This window comes from Sphingopyxis lindanitolerans (assembly GCF_002993885.1).
Lineage (GTDB): Bacteria > Pseudomonadota > Alphaproteobacteria > Sphingomonadales > Sphingomonadaceae > Sphingopyxis > Sphingopyxis lindanitolerans.
Genome location: NZ_CM009578.1, coordinates 610609 through 630175 on the forward strand (window position 1 = coordinate 610609; position 19567 = coordinate 630175).

Sequence of the window (19567 nt, forward strand, 5' to 3'; positions counted from 1 at the left end):
TCCTCAGCAACCCGGCACCCGATCCTTGCCGACCAGTTCATATTTGCCATCGTTCAGCACATATTGCTGCTTGAACGACCGCGTGCCGGTGTAGGCGACGGTAAAGCTCTTGTCGGGAATCGCGGCGGCGATCCGCCCGTCATAGTCCTGCTCGGTCTGGCCGATCCCGGCGCCCGAGCTCATCGAATCGGTGAAGCCGCCGCGATCGACGGGGCCGTCGGGGGTCAGTTCGGTGACGACCGCGGAACTGACCGCGCAGCCCTGCCACACGCCGCCGCCCGCGGTGACCAGATAGGGGTTACGGCCGAGCAGATTGGTGAAGGCCCAACTCGTCGCGCCATTGCCGATCGTGCCGACCGCACCCAGGTCGATCCATTCGCCCTGCCTGACCCAGCCGTTCGGGCTCGATTTCAGATAGTGGATCGCGTTGAGCCCACCATCGCCATGCCCCGCCTCGTCGAGCCCGCCGACGCTCAGCAGCACAGCGACATCGTCCGCCAGCAGATGGATCGCGACGGGTCGGAACTGATAGCTGCGATCGTCGATCACGCGCTCGGCCTCCACCTTGGCGCCTTTCGGCAGTGCGAAGGCTGCGCGGAACGCGGCGTCGATCGTCATGTCCTCGTCGCTGCCGAGCACGACCGGGAAGGCCTCCTTGACCACCCCGACCGGCGTGTCAGGATCGAACGCCGACGCCGCAGGCGCGGCCAACAGGGCCGGAGCCATCAGAAGAGCGAGAAAGGAATTACGCCACGACACCCACCCACCGTCATTGCGAGGAGCCGCAGGCGACGCGGCAATCCCCAGCCCGCCAGCTTGCGCAAGATCGAAGGCTGGAGATTGCTTCGCTTCGCTCGCAATGACGATGCTGTCGGCGATCGACGGCGTCGCGACGCCGATATGGTTGAGACGGCCCAGTTTCACCTAGAAAATATCCATACTAATGTTGCCATGAAAAACAGTCCTATTGCGACTGTCACTTTCTGAAGAAAACCAAGCTCGGCATCAAATCGCGCCGTATCTTCCGATCGGCGAAGAACAAACTGCTGCCTGCCCCGACGAGGAATTTTCAATTCGCCAGTCCGCCGAGCCGAAATCACTGTCATTGTCGGCAATGCGACGATCATCAGCATCAACGGCACGATATAAATAGCGAGGCTTCTCAACTCATCCATCACAGCGGAATATTGTCATGCTTCTTCCACGGATTCTCCAACTGCTTGTTCCGCAGCTTCCGCAGCCCCAGCGCGATCCGCCGCCGCGTCGAGTGCGGATAGATCACCTCGTCGATGTAACCGCGCTGCGCCGCGACGAAGGGATTGGCGAAGCGGTCCTCATATTCCTTCGTGCGTTCAGCGATCTTTTCGGGATCGCCGATGTCGCTGCGAAAGATGATTTCCACTGCGCCCTTCGCGCCCATCACCGCGATCTCGGCAGTCGGCCACGCATAGTTCAGATCGCCGCGCAGATGCTTTGACGCCATCACGTCATAAGCGCCGCCATAGGCCTTGCGCGTGATCACCGTGATCTTGGGCACCGTCGCCTCGGCATAAGCGAAGAGCAGCTTCGCGCCATGCTTGATGATGCCGCCATATTCCTGCGCCGTGCCGGGCAGGAAGCCGGGGACATCAACAAAGGTGACGATCGGAATCTCGAACGCATCGCAGAAACGGACGAAGCGCGCCGCCTTCTTCGACGAATTGATGTCGAGCACCCCCGCGAGCACCAGCGGCTGGTTCGCGACGATGCCGATCGTGCGTCCCTCGATGCGGCCGAAGCCGCAGATGATGTTGCCCGCGTGCGCCGGCTGCACCTCGAAGAAATCGCCTTCGTCGATCGTCTTGCGGATCAGTTCGTGCATGTCATAGGGCTGGTTCGCGTTCGGCGGGATCAGCGTGTCGAGGCTGGTTTCCTTGCGGTCATAAGGATCGCTCGTCGGACGGACCGGCACGCCGCTGCGGTTGTTTTCGGGCAGATAGTCAAAAAAATCGCGCGCCGCGAGCAGCGCCTCGATGTCATTTTCGAACGCCAGATCGGCGACCGAGCTTTTCGTCGTGTGGGTGATCGCGCCGCCGAGTTCTTCCTGCGTGACGACCTCGTTGGTGACGGTTTTGACAACATCGGGGCCGGTGACGAACATATAGCTGCTGTCCTTCACCATGAAAATGAAGTCGGTCATCGCCGGGCTGTAAACCGCGCCGCCCGCGCATGGCCCCATGATCAGGCTGATCTGCGGGACGACGCCGCTGGCGAGCACATTCTTCTGGAACACGTCGGCATAGCCGCCGAGCGACGCCACGCCTTCCTGAATGCGCGCGCCGCCGCTGTCGTTCAGGCCGATCACCGGCGCCCCGACGAGCATCGCCTTTTCCATGACCTTGCAGATCTTTTCGGCGTGGCGTTTCGACAGCGAGCCGCCGAAAACCGTGAAATCCTGGCTGAAGACATAGACGAGGCGGCCGTTGATCGTCCCCGATCCGGTGACGACGCCGTCGCCCGGAATTTTCTGGTCCTGCATTCCGAAATCGACGCAATCATGCTCGACATAGGTGTCGAGTTCCTCGAACGAGCCATGATCGAGCAGCACGTCGAGCCGCTCGCGCGCGGTCAGCTTGCCCTTGGCATGCTGCGCATCGATGCGCTTCTGCCCGCCGCCCAGAGCGGCGGCGGCACGGCGGCCTTCCATTTCGGTGATATTGGCGGACATGCGGCTCTCCCACGAAATTGGCCCACGGCATTGGACAGCTTCCCCTGCCCGTTTGGCGGCAGCGACGCAAATGTGAACTTGCAAAGTTGCAAAGTATCAATTTGCAAACTAACCTGTCGCGCGATGGTGCAGTCACGACTCTACGCTGGGCGGCAACTTCGCCAACTTCGGGAAGCCCGCGCCCTCCGCCAGGCCGACTTCGCGGCGCGGCTCGGCATCTCGGCCTCCTATCTCAGCCAGATCGAGCATGACGGCCGGCCGCTCACCCCCGTCCTGCTCGACCGGTTGCAAAAGCTCTTCCCGCTCGAATGGGAGGAGGTCGCCGCCGACACCGGCGACCGCCGCGCCGCGGCGCTGCGCGAAGCCGCCGCCGACCCGCTGTTCGCCCCCGCGCCGATCGCGCCCGATCAGCTCGAACGCGCGGCGCTGCAACAGCCGCAGCTCGCCGACCAGTTCGTCGCGCTCCATGCCGCCTATCGCCGCGCCGGGCAGCGGCTCCAGATCATCGACGAAGCCCTGACCGGCGGCACCGCCGAGGGCAGCCGCCTGCCGTGGGAGGAGGTGCGCGACTGGTTCCACGACGCGGGCAATTATGTCGACAGTATCGACCGCGCCGCCGAGGCGCTGGCGGGGCAGCTTCGTGGGCGCGACCCGTCGCCCGCGATCGAGACGATCGAGCGGCGGTTGCGCGATGCGCTCGGCATCTCGATCGTCTATCATCAGGCGCAGGCGCTGCGCGACTATGACGCGACGATGCGCCACCTCGTCATCGACCCGTCGCAGCCGCCCGAAAGCCGCCGCTTCCAGCTCGCGCACCAACTCGCCGCACTCGCGCTCGCGGGCGAGATCGCCGCGGTGGTCGAGGCGTCGCCGCTGCGCACCGCGGCGGCGCGCCAGTTGCTGCACGTCGGCCTCGCCAATTACGCCGCGGGCGCGGTGCTGATGCCCTACACCCCCTTTCGCGCCAGCGCCCGCGCGGTGCGGCACGACATCGACCGGCTGCGCATGGACTATGGCGTCAGCTTCGAGCAGGCGTGCCACCGCCTCTCGACCCTCCAACGCCCCGGTGCGCGCGGTATCCCGATGTTTTTCTGCCGCGTCGATATGGCGGGCAACATCACCAAGCGCCACAGTGCGACGCGGCTGCAATTCGCACGCTTCGGCGGCGCCTGCCCCTTGTGGGTCGTCCACGAAGCGGCGGCGATCCCCGACCGCATCCTGTTCCAGCTCGCCGAGACGCCCGATGGTCTGCGCTATGTGTCGATGGCAAAGGGGCTGGTGAAGCCGTCGGGCAGCTATGCGCGATCCCCGCGCCGCTACGCCGTCGCACTCGGGTGCGAGGCGCAATATGCCGCCGATTTCGTCTATGCCGACGGGGTCGATGTCGCTGCCCCCCAAAGCGCCGCGCGGATCGGCCTGTCGTGCCGCATCTGCCCGCGCGACGATTGCGACCAGCGCGCCTTCCCGCCCAGTGACCGCCCGATCCTCGTCGACCCCGACCGCCGGGGCGTGGTGCCTTACCGGATTGGATGATCCGCTCCCCTCCGCAAGCGGGAGGGGGAATTTACACCTTCACAATCCCTCGCTCGATCAGGCTGTGCGCCGTCGCCAGGATCGCTTCCTCGGGCGGCCGCATCGTCCAGCCGAGCGTTTCCATCGCGTGACGGCTGTCGCCGCCGCGAACATTACCGAGTTCGGCGACGAGTTGCTTGAGTTCGGGGCGGACCAGCGCGAAGATCTTGAGCAGCCAGTCGGGCATCTTGCGCGTCGGCACCTTTTTCGCCTGTTCGCCCAGGTTCGCGGTCAGCATGTTTGCGACGTCGATCATCTTCAGGAACGGCCCCGAACAGACATAGCGCTCGTCACGGATATCGGGCGCGGTCAGCGCGCGATAATGGAGGTCGGCAACGTCGCGCACATCGATGATGCCAAAACCGATGTCGGGGCACATCGGCACCTTGCCCTCAAGCAATTGCTTCACCAGTTCGATCGAAGTCGACAGATCGTCGGAGAGCAACGGCCCGAACACCGCCGCGGGATTGACCGAGGCGAATTCCATGCCGCCGCCCTCGGCCGCGATCCAGTCGCGGGCGGCGCGCTCGGCGATCGTCTTCGAGCGCGGATAGGCCATGACGCCGGGGTTATCGAGATTGGTCCAGTCGGCTTCGGCATAGATGCCGCCGCCGTCGCCATGGCCATAAGCGATCGCCGCCATCGACGAGGTCATCACGAAGCGCTTGATCCCCGCCGCCCGCGCGAAACGCAGCGCGCGGAGCGCGCCCTCGCGCGCCGGAACGATCAACTCGTCGGGATGCTTGGGCACGCCGAGCGGAAAGGGCGAGGCGACGTGGGCGACATGGGTGCAGCCGGCGATGCTTTCGGCCCAGCCCGCGTCATGCTCCAGATCGGCGGCAAAGACTTTCAGCCGGTCGTTGTCGACGTTCAGCCAACCCCGCACCTCGGGCTCGCGCGTCAGGCTGCGGACCGTGGCGTGGATGGTCCAGCCATTGTCGATGAGTTGGCGGATCAGGAAGCCCGCAATATAGCCGCTGCCTCCGGTAACCAATGCCGTGCCGACCATATGCCCTCCCCTCGCTTTTCCACGAGAGAATAGCGCATAAGGGTTGCAGGCCGAAACCTTATTTCATCAGCACCAATTCTTCCGCCATGCTGGGGTGCAGCGCGACGGTGGCGTCGAAATCGGCCTTGGTCAGCCCGGCCTTCACCGCGACCGCCGCGGCCTGCAATATCTCGGGCGCGTCGGGGCCGATCATGTGCAGTCCGACGACCTGGTCGGTCGCCTCATTCACCACCATCTTGTAGAGCGCGCGCTCGTTGCGGCCCGCGAGGACATTCTTCATCGCGCGAAAATCGCTGGTATAGATGCGCACCGAGCCGAGCCTGTTGCGGGCCTCGGCCTCGGTCATGCCGACCGCGCCGATCGGCGGGTGGCTGAACACCGCGCTCGGGACATTCGCATAATCGACGAGCGTCGGCTTGCCGCCGAAGACGCTGTCGGCAAACGCCTGCCCCTCGCGGATCGCCACCGGCGTGAGTTGGATGCGGTTGGTGACGTCGCCGACGGCATAGAGGCTCGGCACCGACGACTGGTTCGTCGCATCGACGACAACCGCCCCTTTTTCGTCGAGTGCGACCCCGATCTCCTCGAGCCCCAGCCCTTTCGTATTCGGAACCCGGCCCGCCGCGACCAGCACCGCCTCGGCCTCGATCGGCTCGCAATTTTCGAGATGGACGGTCAGCGTGCCGTCTTCCTGCTTCTCGATCGACTGGAACGGCGCGTTGAACTTGAAATCGATGCCCTTGGTCATCGAAATCTGGAGCAGCCGGTCGCGAATCTGCTCGTCATAGCCGCGCAGGATCGTATCGCCGCGATTGACGATCGTCACCTTGCTGCCGAATTCATTGAAGATACCGGCGAACTCGTTGGCGATATAGCCGCCGCCCGCGATCACGATCCGCTTTGGCAGCGCGTCGAGGTGAAAGACCTCGTTCGACGTGATCGCATGGTCGCTGCCCGGAAATTCGGGGACGTGCGGCCAGCCGCCGGTCGCGATCAGGATGCGCTCGGCGGTCAGTTCCTTGCCGTCGGCCAACCGCACCTTCTGGGGGCCGACGACAGTGGCGCGGGTCTTGAACAGCGTGACCTTGTGGCTGTCGAGCGTCTGGCCGTAGAGCCCTTCGAGCCGGTCGACCTCGGCGAGCACATTGTCGCGCAGCACATCCCAGTTGAATGTGCAGTCGGGAACGTCCCAGCCGAACTTGCGCGCGTCGTGAATATCCTCGGCGAAATGGGCGCCGTAAACGAGCAATTTCTTGGGCACGCAGCCGCGGATCACGCAGGTGCCGCCGACCCGATGCTCCTCCGCCACCGCGACGCGCGCGCCGTGCGACGCCGCGACGCGCGACGCGCGCACGCCGCCCGACCCGGCGCCGATGACGAAAAGATCATAGTCGAAATCGCTCATGAAGGAGCCCCTGCAATGGAATGATTGGCTGGCGCCTATGTGGTTATGCGGCGGCGGCTTGCCAATCGAATTTTGCGGTCAGCGTAAAACATGGCGTCATTGCGAGCGCAGCGAAGCAATCTCCAGCCATCGACCTTGCGCAAGGTCGATGGCTGGAGATTGCTTCGACGCCTCCGGCTCCTCGCAATGACGGATATGGCCTATTCCCCCAGCGCCGCCTGCATCAGCGCCTGCGTCGCGGGGTCGAACTCCACCGTCCCCTCCGCGAGCCCCTTCGCCATTTCCTTGCCCAACTCGACCCCGAACTGATCGAACGGATTGATGCCGAGCAGCACCGCATTGGCGAACACGCGATGCTCATAGAAAGCAATCAGCGCGCCGAGGCTGCGCGGGGTCACCTGATCGAGCAGGATCGTCGTCGAGGGACGGTTGCCCGGATAGGCGCGCGCGCCATCGTCGCTTGCGCGTCCCGCCATCAGCGCCGCTCCCTGCGCGATGCAATTGGCGACGAGGGTTTCGTGATGCGCGTCGTCGAGCAGATGGTGGGGCTCGCGCGCGACGACGAACTCGACCGGGGTCAGATGCGTGCCCTGGTGCAGGAGCTGGAACACCGCATGCTGCGCGTCGGTGCCGACCCCGCCCCAGGTGATCGCCGCGCTTTGGCGGCCCAGCGGGGCGCCGTCCAGCGTCACCGATTTGCCGTTCGATTCCATTTCGAGCTGCTGAAGATAGGCGGGAAGCAGCCGCAGCCTTTCGTCATAGGCGAAGACCGCGCGCGTCTGGCAGCCGAGCCGGTTCGTATAAAGCTGGTCGACGAAGGCCGCGAGCAGGCAGATATTGTCCGCGCCGTCCGCCAGCCGAAAATGACGATCCATCTCGGCCGCGCCTTCGAGCAAGTCGGCAAAGGCGTCCCAGCCGAGCGCCAATGCCGCGGGAAAGCCGATCGACGACCAGAGCGAATAGCGTCCACCGACGCTTTCGCTGAACGGCAGGATGCGGGTCTCGTCGATCCCCCACTCCATCGCGCGCTCGGGGCTCGCGGTCAGCGCGATGAAGCGGCCGAGCGGATCGTCGACGCCGGCTTCGTCCAGCCATTGCAGCGCCGAATTGGCGTTGAGCAGGGTTTCGGTCGTGGTGAAGGTTTTCGACGCGACGGCAACCAGCGTATAGGCCGGATCGAACTTCGCGAACGCTTCCGCGAGCGCCGCGCCATCGACGTTCGAGACGACCGCGACGTCGTACCGCCCGCTGTGGCGCCCAAGCGCATCGACAAGCAGGTCGGGGCCGAGCGCCGAACCGCCGATGCCGATATGGAGCAGATGGCGGATCTCGCCGAACGCGCCGGCCTCGATCGCATCGACCATCATCCGCATCCGCTGGTGCAGCGCCTGCGCGACATGGACCGATTCGGGCGCCCCCTCACCACGCTCGGCGCTATGCTCGGCGGCGCGATTTTCGGTCGGGTTGGCGATGCCGCCCGCGAACAGCGCCTTGCGGCGGCCCACGAAATCCTGCGCCGCGGCAAGGCCCGAAAGGATCGCAAGCGCCGCACCGTCGAGATGGGTCTTGGCAAAGTCGACGCGGATATCGGCGACGCTGTGCACCAGCACCTGCAACCGCGCATCGGGATCGGCGGCGATCAGATCGGAGAGGCTTCGCGGTTGCCAGTCGGCGAGCGCTTGCCACGCTTCGGATGGGGTGGTCATCAGATTTCCCTTTGACGTCCGTTCGTGTCGAGCGACGTCGAGACACCCCGAAGGCCTGAACGGCCGATGGGCATCTCGACGTTGCCCGATGCGAACGGGGATGGAGATGTTCGCCTGTTCCTTAGGCCCGCCGCCGCCCCCGCGCCAGCGCCATCCGCCGATATTTGCTTGACGTGCAGACCTATTCGTCGCCAATGCGCGGCATGACCGATGCCAGCTTTACCGCCGATAATTCGCCCGCGACCGACCCCAGCCCGGCCAAACCCGAACCCGCCCCCCTCTCGGCGAAGGAGGAAGCGATCGACACGGTCCGCTTTCTCGCGCTGCTCGCGATCGCAGTGTTGATTTTCCGCAGCTTTTTCCTGTCGCCTTTCAACATCCCGTCCGAATCGATGCAGCCGCGGCTTCTGATCGGCGACTATCTGCTCGTGAACAAGATGGCCTATGGCTATTCGAAATTCAGCCTGCCGTTCAGCGTGCCGCTGATCCCCGGCCGCCTTTTCGCGCGCACGCCCGAACGCGGCGACGTCGTCGTGTTCAAGGCGCCGCCGGTCAACGACAATGATTATATCAAGCGCGTGATCGGGCTTCCCGGCGACACGATCCAGGTCCGCGACGGCATCGTCTGGTTGAACGGCAAGCCCGTGAAGCGCGAACCGATGGCCGATTTCGTCATCCCGGTGACGCAGAACATGATCGACGCATCGCGCACCACCGGCACCCTCCCCTGCTATGCCCCGCAGTTCGAGGAAGTGACCGCGGCGGGCCAGCGCCAGTGCCGCTACCCGCAGTTCCGCGAAACGCTGCCGAACGGCAAGAGCTATGCGATCCTCGACATCACCCCGATCGCGCAGGACAATACGCCGCTCGTCACCGTACCCGCCGATCATCTGTTCCTGATGGGCGATAACCGCGATCGCAGCGCCGACAGCCGCTTCCCGGCAGAGGAAAATGGTGGCATCGGGCTCGTTCCCGAAAAGAATCTGGTCGGTCACGCCCTCGTCGGCATGTTCTCGACCGACGGGTCGGCAAGCTGGATCAACCCGATCAGCTGGTTCACCGCGGCGCGCTGGAGCCGTATCGGGGAAGGCTTTTGAGCGAAAGGCCGTCCGCGGCGACGATCGCAGCCCTGACCGGCGCCGAACCCCGCGACCTTGCCCTCTATCACCAGGCGCTCACTCACGGCAGCAGCGGCGCGGGCGATTATCAGCGACTCGAGTTCCTGGGCGACCGGGTGCTGGGACTGGTGATCGCCTCCGAGCTGTTCCACCGTTTCCCGAAGGCGGCCGAAGGCGAGCTTTCATCGCGCCTCCACGCTCTGGCGTCGGGGGAAACCTGCGCACGGATCGCACAGGGGCTCGACCTCAACGCGCATGTCCTTTTCGGCACCCAGGCGATCGGCGACGGCGGGCGGCACAGCGACAATATCGCCGCCGATGTTCTGGAGGCGCTGCTCGGCGCGCTCTGGCTCGACCGTGGCGAGGATGCCGCGCGCGCCTTCATCGTCGCCAAATGGGGCGACATGATCGAAGGCCAGGTCGCCGCGCCCAAGCATCCAAAGGCGGCGCTTCAGGAATGGGCGCTGGCGCGGGGGCGCAAGCCGCCGGAATATCGCCTCGTCCGCCGCGAAGGCCCCGACCATGCGCCGCGCTTTCGCGTCGCGGTCGCGGTCGGCAAGCTCGCCGAGGCCGAGGGCGAAGGCGCATCGAAACAGGCGGCCGAAAAGGCCGCGGCCACCGCGCTGCTCGAACGATTGACACAGGAAGAATTGAAATGATCCAGCGCTGCGGTTTCGTGGCCGTCGTCGGCGCGCCGAATGCCGGCAAGTCGACGCTCGTAAACGCCCTCGTCGGCCAGAAGGTCGCGATCGTCAGCCCCAAGGCGCAGACGACGCGCACCCGGTTGATGGGCGTCGCGATGGCCGACGACGCGCAGATCGTGCTGATCGACACGCCCGGTATCTTCGCGCCGACGCGGCGGCTCGACCGCGCGATGGTCGCGGCGGCGTGGAACAGCCTCGACCAGGCCGAAGCGATCCTCGTGATGATCGATGCCGCAGCCAAGCTCGGCGAGCGCGCCGAACGCGTGTTGCAGGGGATCGAGGGGCGGCCAGAGAAGAAATTCCTTATCCTCAACAAGGTCGACCTGACCAAGAAGGACAAGCTGCTGACGATCGCGACCCTGCTCAACGAGCGGGTCAAGTTCGACGAAACCTTCTTCATTTCGGCCAGCACCGGCGACGGGGTAGCCGAGCTCAAGGCGGTGCTGGCGGCGCTGATGCCCGAGGGCCCGTGGCACTTCCCCGAGGATGAGGTCAGCAATGCCCCCGAGCGCGTGCTGGCCGCCGAGATCACGCGCGAGCAGCTCTACCGCCAGCTCCACGAGGAACTCCCCTACCAGTCGACCGTCGAGACCGAGAAATTCACGACGCGCAAAGACGGGAGCGCCGAAATCCATCAGCAGATCCTCGTCGCCCGCGACAATCAGCGCGCGATCATCCTTGGCCACAAGGGCGAGCGGATCAAGGAAATCGGCAGCAAGGCCCGCGCCGAACTGAGCGAACTTCTCGGTCGCAACGTCCACCTGTTCCTGCATGTGAAGGTCAAGGCGAACTGGGACGAGGATCGCAGCGTCTATCGCGACATGGGACTCGACTGGGTCGATTGAGAGGCACAATGGCAAAGGATCCCTTCGACACCCCCGCCGACCGCCTGCGCAATATCCTGAAATATTGGAAATGGTATCTCGCGATCGCGGCGGCGCTACTCGTTCTCACCGAGCGCAATCTGGTCGCGCGCGAAGACAAGGATCATCTGGTAAGCGGCGAGGTCGAACGCATCGACCAGGCCGGCGGCCAGCCCCGCGCCACCGTCCGTCTGGGCGAAGCGCAGGAAGCTGTCGTCGTGCTGCCACGCGGGACGCCCTGCCATGCTGGGTCGAAAATCCGCCTCGTCCGCCACGACAATGTCAGCCAGCACGCCTTCCGCCCTGCCGACCCGCCCTGCGCGGGATAGCGATGGGTCCGCCCCAACGCGAAGCTGGACGGCCGATCCCGACGGATGCGCAACCATAATGTCCAACCGCGCATTCCACCCCTGTGGAGTCGGTTTGTGCCATTGTTACCGGAGGTGAATCGGGTATCGGACGGGCCTGCGCTGTAGCGCTGGGCCGTTCGGGAAACGCCGTTGCGCTGACCTATTTTGCCGACGAGGCCGCCGGGGCATCGGCCGTGTCAGAGATTGAGGCGGCGGGTGGCCGCGCGCTGGCCCGCCAAGCCGACGTCACCGACGAACGCGCGGTCGAGGCACTGTTCGCCGCCGCCGAGGACAGCTTCGGCCCCGTTCGCGCCCTCGTCAATTCCGCCGGGCTCAATATGACCGGCACCCCGATCGAAGCCATGTCCCTGGCGCAATTCGACCGCATCATCCGCACCGATCTTTACGGCCCCTTCCTCACCTGTCGCCGCTTCGCGCGCGGCCTCGCCGGCGGCGCGGACGGCGGGCGGATCGTCAACATCTCGTCGATCCACGAACGGGCGCCGCGCGCCGGCGGAGTCGATTATGACAGTGCCAAGGGCGGGCTCGCGCAACTGACGACGACCCTGGCGCTGGAACTCGCACCGCGGCGAATTGCGGTCAATGCGGTGTCGCCGGGCATGATCCTGACCCCGATGAACCAGTCCGCGCTCGACGATGCCGCCGAACGCGCCTGCAAGGAAGCGGCGATCCCCTGGGGCCGCGCCGGAACGGCGGAGGACGTAGCACAAGCGGTGATGTTCCTGCTGTCGCCCGCCGCCGATTATATCACCGGCGCAACGCTCACGATCGACGGCGGCCTGTCGCTGACCGTGGCGATGGGCGCATGAAGAAGGGCGGCCTCGATTTCGCGGTCGAGGCGATCGATGTGGTCAAGTTCGACATCGCCGAGCGCCCCGACGGCCTGCTCGAAGGGCACGACCTGATGAGCCCCTATGTGTGGGAGGGCGAGGGCGGGATCAAACTGCTCGCGCGCGTGCTCAAAAATCCGCTTGGCGCGACCGATCCGACGGGTGTGATCTACGCCGGTCAGTCCGGCGACGGGCTGAATTTCACGATGGACAAGACCCCCGCTATCCTGCCCGGCCCCGACTTCGTCGATGCTGGCGGGGTCGAGGATCCGACCGTCGTGATCGGCGACGAACCGCATGTGATCATCTTTTACACCGGCGTCGACGGCAAGCGCGAAAAGGGTTCGCTGCTCGTCGCCACGGGCGCCGACCTCAAGCATTTGGCGAAGGACAAGGTGCTGCTCACCGCGCCCGAAGGCGAGGGCAATATCAAGGAAGCGACCGTCGCGGTGGGAGCCGACGGGCGTTACCGGATGTTCTATGAATATGCGCGGGACAGCGCGTCGCGCATCGGGCTGGCGCTGGCCGACAAGCTCGAAGGCCCGTGGACCGTGGCCGACGATCCCTTCACGGTCCGCGAGAATCTGTGGGACACCTGGCACCTGTCGACGGGACCGATCCTCGCGCGCGCTGGCGAGGCTTCGGTGATGTTCTATAACGGCGCGACCGCCGATGCGCGCTGGCGGATCGGCTGGATCGCATTCGACGAAAATTATTCGCGCGTCGTCGACCGCTGCATCGAACCGCTGATCATGCCCCCGCCGCCACAGCACCGCGCGGGCATCGACATCGCCTTTGCCGCCTCGTGCCTCGACAAGGCGCCCGACATCCATCTTTATTATTCGCTCGAAGACCGACTGCTCCGCCGGGCGATCGTGCGGCGGATGGTCGAACTCTAAATTCGGCGGCAATCGTTCGGCGGCGGCTGCCCGTCGAAGCGCGCGCCGATCCACGCAATTGTCTCGGCCGAACTGTCCTTGGCGCTCGTTCCATGATCGCCGGTCATGTCGATCCAGCGCACGCCCGTGCCGCGCCGACAGACCGCTTTTGCGAATTTCCGCGTAACCGCGGGCGCGACGATCGTATCCTTGCTGCTCTGCGCGATCAGCAGCGGCCCCGGAACGCGCGCCGGATCGACGCTGTTCGTCCGCGCAAAGGAACCGAAAGGCTCGATCCTGGCAATGTCCTTGTTCTTCGTCGCGCGGGCGATGGTGAGGATGCCGAGGATCGTCCCGAGCTTGGGCTTCTGGTTGAAGCTGATGCAGTTGTTTTCGGCGAGCCGGTGGATGATGCCCTGGTTCGCCCGGCTGGCAATCGCGTCGAGCGAAAAGCCATAGAGCGTCGACCAGCTGTGAAGCGCGAAGGACAGGAGCAACGCGCGCGCATTCTTGTCGCTGCCGTCGCGCAGGTTCGCGGCGAGATCGGTCGGCGGCGCGGCGGCGGCGGTGCCGACAAGCGTCAGGTCGGGGGCATAGGACCGCGCGGTGATGGCGGTCCACAGCGCGGCGTGACCGCCCTGCGATTCGCCCCATACCGCAAAATCGCTGCCCGCGGCCGCGCCCGGAATCTCCCGCGCCGCGCGCACGGCGTCGAGAACCGCATTCGCCGTGTCGGGGCCGACGAGGAACGGGTGCATCGTCGGGCTGGCGAGCCCGATATAATCGGGCGCGACGACGACATAGCCCTGGCGAACGGCATCCATCCCCGCGCTATTGGCGAAGAAATCGGGGCTGAGCGACGGCGCGCATCGTTCCGCGACACCCCAGGCGCCGTGGGTCCAGGCGATGACCCGGCGCGGGCGCGGCGGGATCGCCTCCATCGGTGCGGCAACGATGCCGGTGACCGCCAAGCGCTGGCCGGTTCCGCCCGTCGTCCAATACTGCACCCGCCACGCCTGCACTCCGGGCGGTGCATCCGCCATCGGGCTGGCCGAGATCAGATAGCGTGATGGCTGGGCCGCGGCGGGCAGCGCAAGGAACGACAGGATGGCAAGCAAAACGGCGGCATAGAGGTGGCGCATGGATCAGTCTCCCCGATGCGCGCATGCTATCATGTTCAAATCCATGCGTCATCCCGGCGAAGGCCGGGATCTCACCGTCGCCGCACGGCGCTACGGCGAGATCCCGGCCTTCGCCGGGATGACGATAATTTGTCCGCGATTCTATTCTTCGGCCGGCGCGTTCTTCTTCGCCGGAGCCTTCTTCTTGGCTGGGGTCTTCTTCGCAGCCGCCTTCTTCGGCGCCGCCTTCTTCTTGCCCTTGGCCGGTCCCTTCGCCGCGCGCGCGTCGATCAGCGCGATGGCCTCTTCTTCGGTCAGCGTGTCGGCCTCGACCGTCTTGGGCAAGGTCGCGTTGGTGGTGCCGTCGGTGACATAGGGGCCGAAGCGTCCCGCCATCAGCTTCATCTCGCCGCCGCTCGTCGGATGCGGGCCAAAGATCTTGAGCGGTTCGACCTTGGCGCGGCCGCGACCGCCGCCGTTCGCCGCCTCGGCGATGCGGACGACCGCCGCGTTCATCCCGATGTCGAAGATTTCGGCGGTCCCCGTCAGCTTCGCATATTTGCCGTCGTGGAGCAGATAGGGACCGTAACGCCCCAACCCCGCCATGATCATGTTGCCGCTTTCGGGATGCGCGCCGACCTCGCGCGGCAGGCTGAGCAGGCGCAGCGCATAGTCGAGATCGAAATCCTCGCCGGGAATATCCTTCGGGATCGACGAGCGTTTCGCCTCCTTGCCGTCGCCAAGTTGAATATAGGGGCCGAAGCGCCCGCTGCGCTTCGTCACTTCGAGGCCACTGTCGGGATCGGTGCCCATCGTTTCGGGGCCGGTGTCGGCGCCATCGCTGCCGCCGGGCTGCGCGAATTTCCGCGTGAACTTGCAGTCGGGATAATTGCTGCACGCAATGAACGGCCCGAACTTGCCGCCGCGCAGCGCCAGCTTACCGGTGCCGCAATTGGGGCAGAGGCGGGGGTCGCTGCCGTCGCCCTTGTCGGGGAAGAGATAGGGGCCGAGGAATTCGTCGAGTGCCGCGGTAATCTCCGACGGCTTCTGCTCCATCACCTCGCCGGTGCGCGGCTTGAAGTCGCGCCAGAAACGTTCGAGCACCGCCTGCCACTGGGCGCGGCCGCCCGACACGTCATCAAGCTCTTCCTCAAGCCCGGCGGTGAAATCATATTCGACATAGCGGCCGAAAAAACGTTCGAGGAAGGCGGTGAGCAGCCGCCCGCTTTCTTCCGGGATGAAGCGGTTCTTCTCGACCCGCACATAGGCGCGGTCCTTCAGCACCTGGAGGATCGACGCATAGGTCGACGGACGCCCGATGCCGAGTTCCTCCATCTTCTTGACAAGGCTCGCTTCGGAATAGCGCGGCGGCGGCTGCGTTTCGTGCTTTTCGACCTCGACCCCGGTCTTGGCGGGAGCATCGCCCTTTGCCATCGCTGGCAACAGGCGTGCATCCTCATCCTCGGCGTCGTCGCGGCCTTCATCGTAGAGCGCGAGGAAGCCGGGGAATTTCACCACCTGCCCGGTCGCGCGGAGGATCGTCTTGCCGGTGCCGTCGCTGAGATCGATGCTGGTGCGTTCGAGCCGCGCCGACGCCATCTGGCTCGCCATCGCGCGCTTCCAGATCAGCTCATAGAGGCGCGCATGATCACCGCCGCCGACCTTGTCCTTGCCGAAATCGGTCGGTCGGATCGCTTCATGCGCTTCCTGCGCGTTCTTCGCCTTGGTCTGATACTGGCGCGGCTGGTCGGGGACATAGCCGCCGTCGTAGCGCGTCGCGATCGCCTTGCGTGCGGCGCTGATCGCGCTGCCGTCCATCTGGACGCCGTCGGTTCGCATGTAGGTGATCGCGCCGTCCTCATAGAGATCCTGCGCGACGCGCATCGTGTGGCTGGCCGAGAAACCGAGCTTGCGCGCCGCCTCCTGTTGCAGGGTCGAGGTCGTGAACGGCGGCGGCGGGTTGCGGGTGAGCGGCTTGGTCTCGACCGCATCGACGGTGAAATGCCCCGCCTTCACATCGGCCTCGGCGGCGCGCGCATCGGCTTCGGTGCCGATCGTCAGCCGCTCGATCTTGTCGCCGCGCCAGCGTGCGAGCCGCGCCTTGAACGGCGTGCCGCCCATCTCGAACAGCCCGGTCACCGACCAATATTGCTGCGCAACAAAAGCCTCGATCTCGCGCTCGCGCTCGACGATCATGCGCAGCGTCACCGACTGGACGCGCCCCGCCGACTTGGCGCCGGGCAGCTTGCGCCACAGCACCGGCGACAGCGTGAAACCGACAAGATAATCGAGCGCGCGGCGGGCGCGATAGGCGTCGATCAGATCGTCGTCGAGCGCGCGCGGATGCGCCATCGCGTCGGTCACCGCCTGCTTGGTAATCGCGTTGAAGGTGACGCGGTCGACCACCTGCGGCAGCGCCTTTTTGCTGCGCAGCAATTCGCGGACATGCCAACTGATCGCTTCGCCCTCGCGATCGGGGTCGGTCGCGAGGATCAGGCGATCGGCCTGCTTGGCCGCGTCCTGGATGTCCTTCATCCGCTTCGCCTTGTCGGGATACAGCTGCCACTGCATCGCAAAGCTGTCATCCGGATCGACCGAGCCGTCCTTGGGCGGCAGGTCGCGGACATGGCCGTAAGACGCCAGCACCTTGAAATCGCGACCCAGATATTTCTCGATCGTCTTCGCCTTGGCAGGCGATTCCACAATTACCAATTGCATTGAAAATTCATTCCCCGAAACGCTCTACGTACACACGCGCGAGGGTGGCGGGGGGGCTGTCCCTTCGTCAAGAGGGATTTGGAAGTTGCGTCGCCCCCGCGAAAGAGGGTCGACGCAATTTCCCTCAGCGCAGCGCGCCGAGCCGCCCGAGCAGCATCTGGCTCGCCAGGCTCGCGGCCTTCGCGGCGCCCTCTTCATAATTGCCGGGCTTGGCGGTGAAGGCGAATTTGCGCGTCTTGCCAAAGCGCAGCCCGCCAAAGCCCATCACCGCCGCAACGCCGCCCGCGACGTTCGCGCCCGACTGCAATGCCTTGTCGCCGCCGCTCGATGCGTCGCTCTTTTCGATGAACTCGCCTTCGACCGCGACCGGCGCCTTGACCGTGATCACCGCCTGCTTGCCGTTCGGCGCGATCAGCGTCATGCGCGAATAGTCGGCGCTGACCGACAGCGCGCTGTTCACCTGAAGCCCGCCAAAGCTGAACGCGCCGGGGCGTTTCTGTTGCGAAAAGTCGATCAGATAGACGACATCGACTACCCCGACTCCGCTGTCGCGCGCATAATTGTTCAGCGCCCCGACCGCTTGCCCCGCCGCCATGTTGATCCCCATGCTGCTCATCCCCGAACCGAGAAAGTCGCCGGGCACCATCAGCAGCAAGGGCAGCGCGGTCGGCTTGAAATAGGTCGCCTTGCCCTTGCTCCCCTTTTCGAGCGCGATGTTGATATCGAGCGGCACCTCCTGCGATTTGGTCTTCGCCAGCATCGCATGGCCGAACAGATCGGCGGCGGGCTGAACCGTGTAACCGCCTGCGGTCAGTTGCGACACGAAGTCGGCATAGGCGGCGTCGGTGATCGCCTGCATCATCTCGGGTGTCACGCCGACCAGTTCGCTCTTGGCCTTGGTCGTGCCGCCGAACGCGCCCATCAGTCCGCCCGAGGCCTTGGTCTGGTCGATCGATTCAAAGATGAAGCCGACGTTGAAAGCGCCGATGGCGACAGTGGTGACGCCCTTCGCATTGGCCGGACCCGATATCTTGACCGGTTCCTGATCCTTGGCAAAGGTGACGGCAGGCTGGGCCAGCAGCGCCAGCGCGGCGGCGGCCGACAGCAATTTTTTCATGGATAACCCCTCCGACCCCCCACCCCGCCAGCCGACCCATCAGCCGGAGAGGGGGGTTAATCGAAGCAACCCACGCCCCCGCATCGGTCAGATGCGGGGGCGAGTCAATTCCCTACTGATCCTGCCACCGGAAATCGGCGGGCAGAACGCATTTGCCCGCATCATATTTGCCGACGCTGCGGATTACCTCATGATCGCCCGGTTCGATGCGGCGGCCGCTGATCTGGCTGTCGATCACCCGGCGGACGAGCGCGTCGAGGCGCGTCACCAGATAGCAGTCGATCGCCGGCGCCGCGTGCGGGTTGCCGACCCCGCTGTCATCGGTCAGGAACAGATAGCGCGACTGGGTCGCCGCCGCCATCGCGCGCATCGCATATTCGGCCTTGTCGGCGACGCCCGACGCGGCGACCGGGGTGATATGGATGCGCTTGGCGCGCGCCGCTTCGGCCGCCGTCCATGTCCGCCCGAACAGATCGTCATGCGGCGGCGCGTCGGCGACCAGCAGCAGCGACTTGACCGCATCGGCGCGCCAGTCCTGCCCGACCGCGCGGATCATCGCCTGATCCATCGCTTCGGGATAATCGCCGCCGCCGTTCGCGTCCTGCTGCGCGAGCGCGCCCTGCACGCGGCCGATATCGCGGTCGAACGCGACGGTGCGCGTGACATAATCGTCGCCAAGGTCGCGGTAGAAGACGAAGCCGATGCGGATATCGAGGTCGCGATGCCTCGCGGTGATCGAGGCGATGATCGACCGCAGTTCCGACTGGAGATAGCGAATCTCGTCGCCCATGCTCCCGGTGGTATCGACGACGAGCATCAGGTCGAGCTTGGTCACCTTCGCCGCCGCGCGGCTCGCCGTCAGCCCGACCGTCTGCCCGCCCGGCGCGTCGGCGACGAGCACCGGCCGCGCATCGGCGATGACGCGCCCCGCCTGCTTCGCCGAAACGATGATCCGCTCGCTCAGCCGGTCGAGCCCAGGAAAGAAGACCGCGCTGCCGTCGGCCTGCGTCGCCATGGTGAGGCTGTTGCCGTCGCTGCACGTCACGACGACGTCGGCGAAGGGGACCGGCTGACCGCTGCGGTCGTTCACCTTGACCGTCACCACCCGCATCGTGTCGACGCGCGGCAGGTCGCGCACCTCCTGCCCCAGATCACCGCTGCGGTTCACATAGGCGGCGTAGAGTTCGGGGTTGAGCAGATCGTCATGCTCGCCTGCGGTAAGGACGCCCGATTGCGGCTGCGGCCGCGGATAGGGGCGCGGCATCGGAAGTGGCACGCCGGGACCGGGACGCACGACCGAGCGTTCGCTCGCGCCGACCGCCGATCCGCTGACCGCGATATCGGCAGCGGGTTCGGCGGACGCCGCCATCGCGGGGGGCGCCATGACGGGAGGCGGAGGCGGGGCGGGAGGAGGAGGAGGAGGAGGTGGTGGTGGCGGTCCGTCGCTG

Annotated in this window: 17 protein-coding genes; 7 read left to right on the forward strand and 10 right to left on the reverse strand. The window is 65.6% G+C overall.

Features of this window, described 5'->3' with window-relative positions; all coding sequences use genetic code 11:
• Positions 1–3 precede the first annotated feature (3 nt).
• Genes CVO77_RS02905 through CVO77_RS02915 form a run of 3 tightly spaced genes read right to left on the reverse strand, consistent with a single transcriptional unit; the run spans position 4 to position 2707 of the window.
• Positions 4–924 (reverse strand): hypothetical protein, encoded by a 921-nt coding sequence (locus CVO77_RS02905; RefSeq protein WP_105997812.1) that lies wholly within the window; start codon positions 922–924, stop codon positions 4–6.
• A complete protein-coding gene (locus tag CVO77_RS02910) occupies positions 921–1175 on the reverse strand; it encodes a hypothetical protein (protein WP_105997813.1) in 255 nt (84 codons plus the stop codon). The genes CVO77_RS02905 and CVO77_RS02910 overlap by 4 nt, the downstream gene beginning before the upstream one ends.
• Positions 1175–2707 carry an acyl-CoA carboxylase subunit beta gene (locus CVO77_RS02915; RefSeq protein WP_105997814.1) on the reverse strand — a complete coding sequence of 511 codons (1533 nt, stop codon included), beginning with the start codon at positions 2705–2707 and terminating at the stop codon, positions 1175–1177. Before CVO77_RS02915 ends, CVO77_RS02910 begins: the two co-directional genes overlap by 1 nt.
• Positions 2708–2830: 123 nt before the next feature.
• Here CVO77_RS02915 and CVO77_RS02920 point away from each other — a divergent pair, with 123 nt between their 5' ends.
• Positions 2831–4240 carry a helix-turn-helix domain-containing protein gene (locus CVO77_RS02920; protein ID WP_105997815.1) on the forward strand — a complete coding sequence of 470 codons (1410 nt, stop codon included), beginning with the start codon at positions 2831–2833 and terminating at the stop codon, positions 4238–4240.
• 31 nt (positions 4241–4271) lie between these two features.
• Here the strand turns inward: CVO77_RS02920 and CVO77_RS02925 are convergent, their stop codons facing one another.
• The 3 genes from CVO77_RS02925 to pgi form a co-directional block, all read right to left on the reverse strand.
• Positions 4272–5288, reverse strand: a complete 1017-nt coding sequence (locus CVO77_RS02925) for an SDR family oxidoreductase (protein ID WP_105997816.1) — start codon at positions 5286–5288, stop codon at positions 4272–4274.
• Between the two features lie 58 nt (positions 5289–5346).
• Positions 5347–6693, reverse strand: coding sequence for a glutathione-disulfide reductase (gor, locus tag CVO77_RS02930; RefSeq protein ID WP_105997817.1), 1347 nt, complete (start codon positions 6691–6693; stop codon positions 5347–5349).
• A 200-nt stretch (positions 6694–6893) separates the two neighbouring features.
• Complete coding sequence (gene pgi / locus CVO77_RS02935) at positions 6894–8399, reverse strand: glucose-6-phosphate isomerase (RefSeq protein ID WP_105997818.1); 1506 nt, start codon at positions 8397–8399, stop codon at positions 6894–6896.
• A gap of 203 nt (positions 8400–8602) precedes the next feature.
• On the opposite strand from pgi, the gene lepB reads away from it, so the two are divergent.
• The 6 genes from lepB (at position 8603) to CVO77_RS02965 (ending at position 13184) form a co-directional block, all read left to right on the forward strand.
• Positions 8603–9496, forward strand: coding sequence for a signal peptidase I (lepB, locus tag CVO77_RS02940; protein WP_106000593.1), 894 nt, complete (start codon positions 8603–8605; stop codon positions 9494–9496).
• Positions 9493–10176: a ribonuclease III gene (rnc, locus tag CVO77_RS02945; RefSeq protein ID WP_192878858.1), complete on the forward strand. Its 684-nt coding sequence runs from the start codon at positions 9493–9495 to the stop codon at positions 10174–10176. Before lepB ends, rnc begins: the two co-directional genes overlap by 4 nt.
• On the forward strand, positions 10173–11066 hold the full coding sequence (era, locus tag CVO77_RS02950; protein WP_105997820.1) for a GTPase Era: 894 nt from the start codon (positions 10173–10175) through the stop codon (positions 11064–11066). The genes rnc and era overlap by 4 nt, the downstream gene beginning before the upstream one ends.
• An 8-nt stretch (positions 11067–11074) precedes the next feature.
• Positions 11075–11413 (forward strand): hypothetical protein, encoded by a 339-nt coding sequence (locus CVO77_RS02955; RefSeq protein ID WP_105997821.1) that lies wholly within the window; start codon positions 11075–11077, stop codon positions 11411–11413.
• Between the two features lie 83 nt (positions 11414–11496).
• Complete coding sequence (locus CVO77_RS02960; RefSeq protein ID WP_242446077.1) at positions 11497–12264, forward strand: SDR family NAD(P)-dependent oxidoreductase; 768 nt, start codon at positions 11497–11499, stop codon at positions 12262–12264.
• Positions 12261–13184 (forward strand): glycoside hydrolase family protein, encoded by a 924-nt coding sequence (locus tag CVO77_RS02965; protein ID WP_105997822.1) that lies wholly within the window; start codon positions 12261–12263, stop codon positions 13182–13184. The genes CVO77_RS02960 and CVO77_RS02965 overlap by 4 nt, the downstream gene beginning before the upstream one ends.
• Here the strand turns inward: CVO77_RS02965 and CVO77_RS02970 are convergent.
• From CVO77_RS02970 to CVO77_RS02985, 4 genes are all read right to left on the reverse strand, one after another.
• A complete protein-coding gene (locus CVO77_RS02970; protein ID WP_105997823.1) occupies positions 13181–14305 on the reverse strand; it encodes a lipase family protein in 1125 nt (374 codons plus the stop codon). The genes CVO77_RS02965 and CVO77_RS02970 overlap by 4 nt on opposite strands.
• Before the next feature lie 141 nt (positions 14306–14446).
• Positions 14447–17002: a type I DNA topoisomerase gene (gene topA, locus CVO77_RS02975; RefSeq protein WP_105997824.1), complete on the reverse strand. Its 2556-nt coding sequence runs from the start codon at positions 17000–17002 to the stop codon at positions 14447–14449.
• Between the two features lie 124 nt (positions 17003–17126).
• The gene (locus CVO77_RS02980) at positions 17127–18119 is read right to left on the reverse strand and encodes a hypothetical protein (RefSeq protein ID WP_105997825.1); all 993 of its coding nucleotides are present in this window, start codon (positions 18117–18119) and stop codon (positions 17127–17129) included.
• 112 nt (positions 18120–18231) lie between these two features.
• Positions 18232–19503: a vWA domain-containing protein gene (locus CVO77_RS02985; protein ID WP_242446078.1), complete on the reverse strand. Its 1272-nt coding sequence runs from the start codon at positions 19501–19503 to the stop codon at positions 18232–18234.
• Between the last annotated feature and the right edge of the window lie 64 nt (positions 19504–19567).

Coding starts and splice junctions, on each gene's coding strand:
- CVO77_RS02910 (WP_105997813.1), bottom strand. CDS start 1,175: ATGGATGAGTTGAGAAGCCTCGCTATTTATATCGTGCCGTTGATGCTG.
- CVO77_RS02915 (WP_105997814.1), bottom strand. CDS start 2,707: ATGTCCGCCAATATCACCGAAATGGAAGGCCGCCGTGCCGCCGCCGCT.
- CVO77_RS02920 (WP_105997815.1), top strand. CDS start 2,831: ATGGTGCAGTCACGACTCTACGCTGGGCGGCAACTTCGCCAACTTCGG.
- CVO77_RS02925 (WP_105997816.1), bottom strand. CDS start 5,288: ATGGTCGGCACGGCATTGGTTACCGGAGGCAGCGGCTATATTGCGGGC.
- gor (WP_105997817.1), bottom strand. CDS start 6,693: ATGAGCGATTTCGACTATGATCTTTTCGTCATCGGCGCCGGGTCGGGC.
- pgi (WP_105997818.1), bottom strand. CDS start 8,399: ATGACCACCCCATCCGAAGCGTGGCAAGCGCTCGCCGACTGGCAACCG.
- lepB (WP_106000593.1), top strand. CDS start 8,603: ATGACCGATGCCAGCTTTACCGCCGATAATTCGCCCGCGACCGACCCC.
- era (WP_105997820.1), top strand. CDS start 10,173: ATGATCCAGCGCTGCGGTTTCGTGGCCGTCGTCGGCGCGCCGAATGCC.
- CVO77_RS02955 (WP_105997821.1), top strand. CDS start 11,075: ATGGCAAAGGATCCCTTCGACACCCCCGCCGACCGCCTGCGCAATATC.
- CVO77_RS02965 (WP_105997822.1), top strand. CDS start 12,261: ATGAAGAAGGGCGGCCTCGATTTCGCGGTCGAGGCGATCGATGTGGTC.
- CVO77_RS02970 (WP_105997823.1), bottom strand. CDS start 14,305: ATGCGCCACCTCTATGCCGCCGTTTTGCTTGCCATCCTGTCGTTCCTT.
- topA (WP_105997824.1), bottom strand. CDS start 17,002: ATGCAATTGGTAATTGTGGAATCGCCTGCCAAGGCGAAGACGATCGAG.
- CVO77_RS02980 (WP_105997825.1), bottom strand. CDS start 18,119: ATGAAAAAATTGCTGTCGGCCGCCGCCGCGCTGGCGCTGCTGGCCCAG.
- CVO77_RS02985 (WP_242446078.1), bottom strand. CDS start 19,503: ATGGCGCCCCCCGCGATGGCGGCGTCCGCCGAACCCGCTGCCGATATC.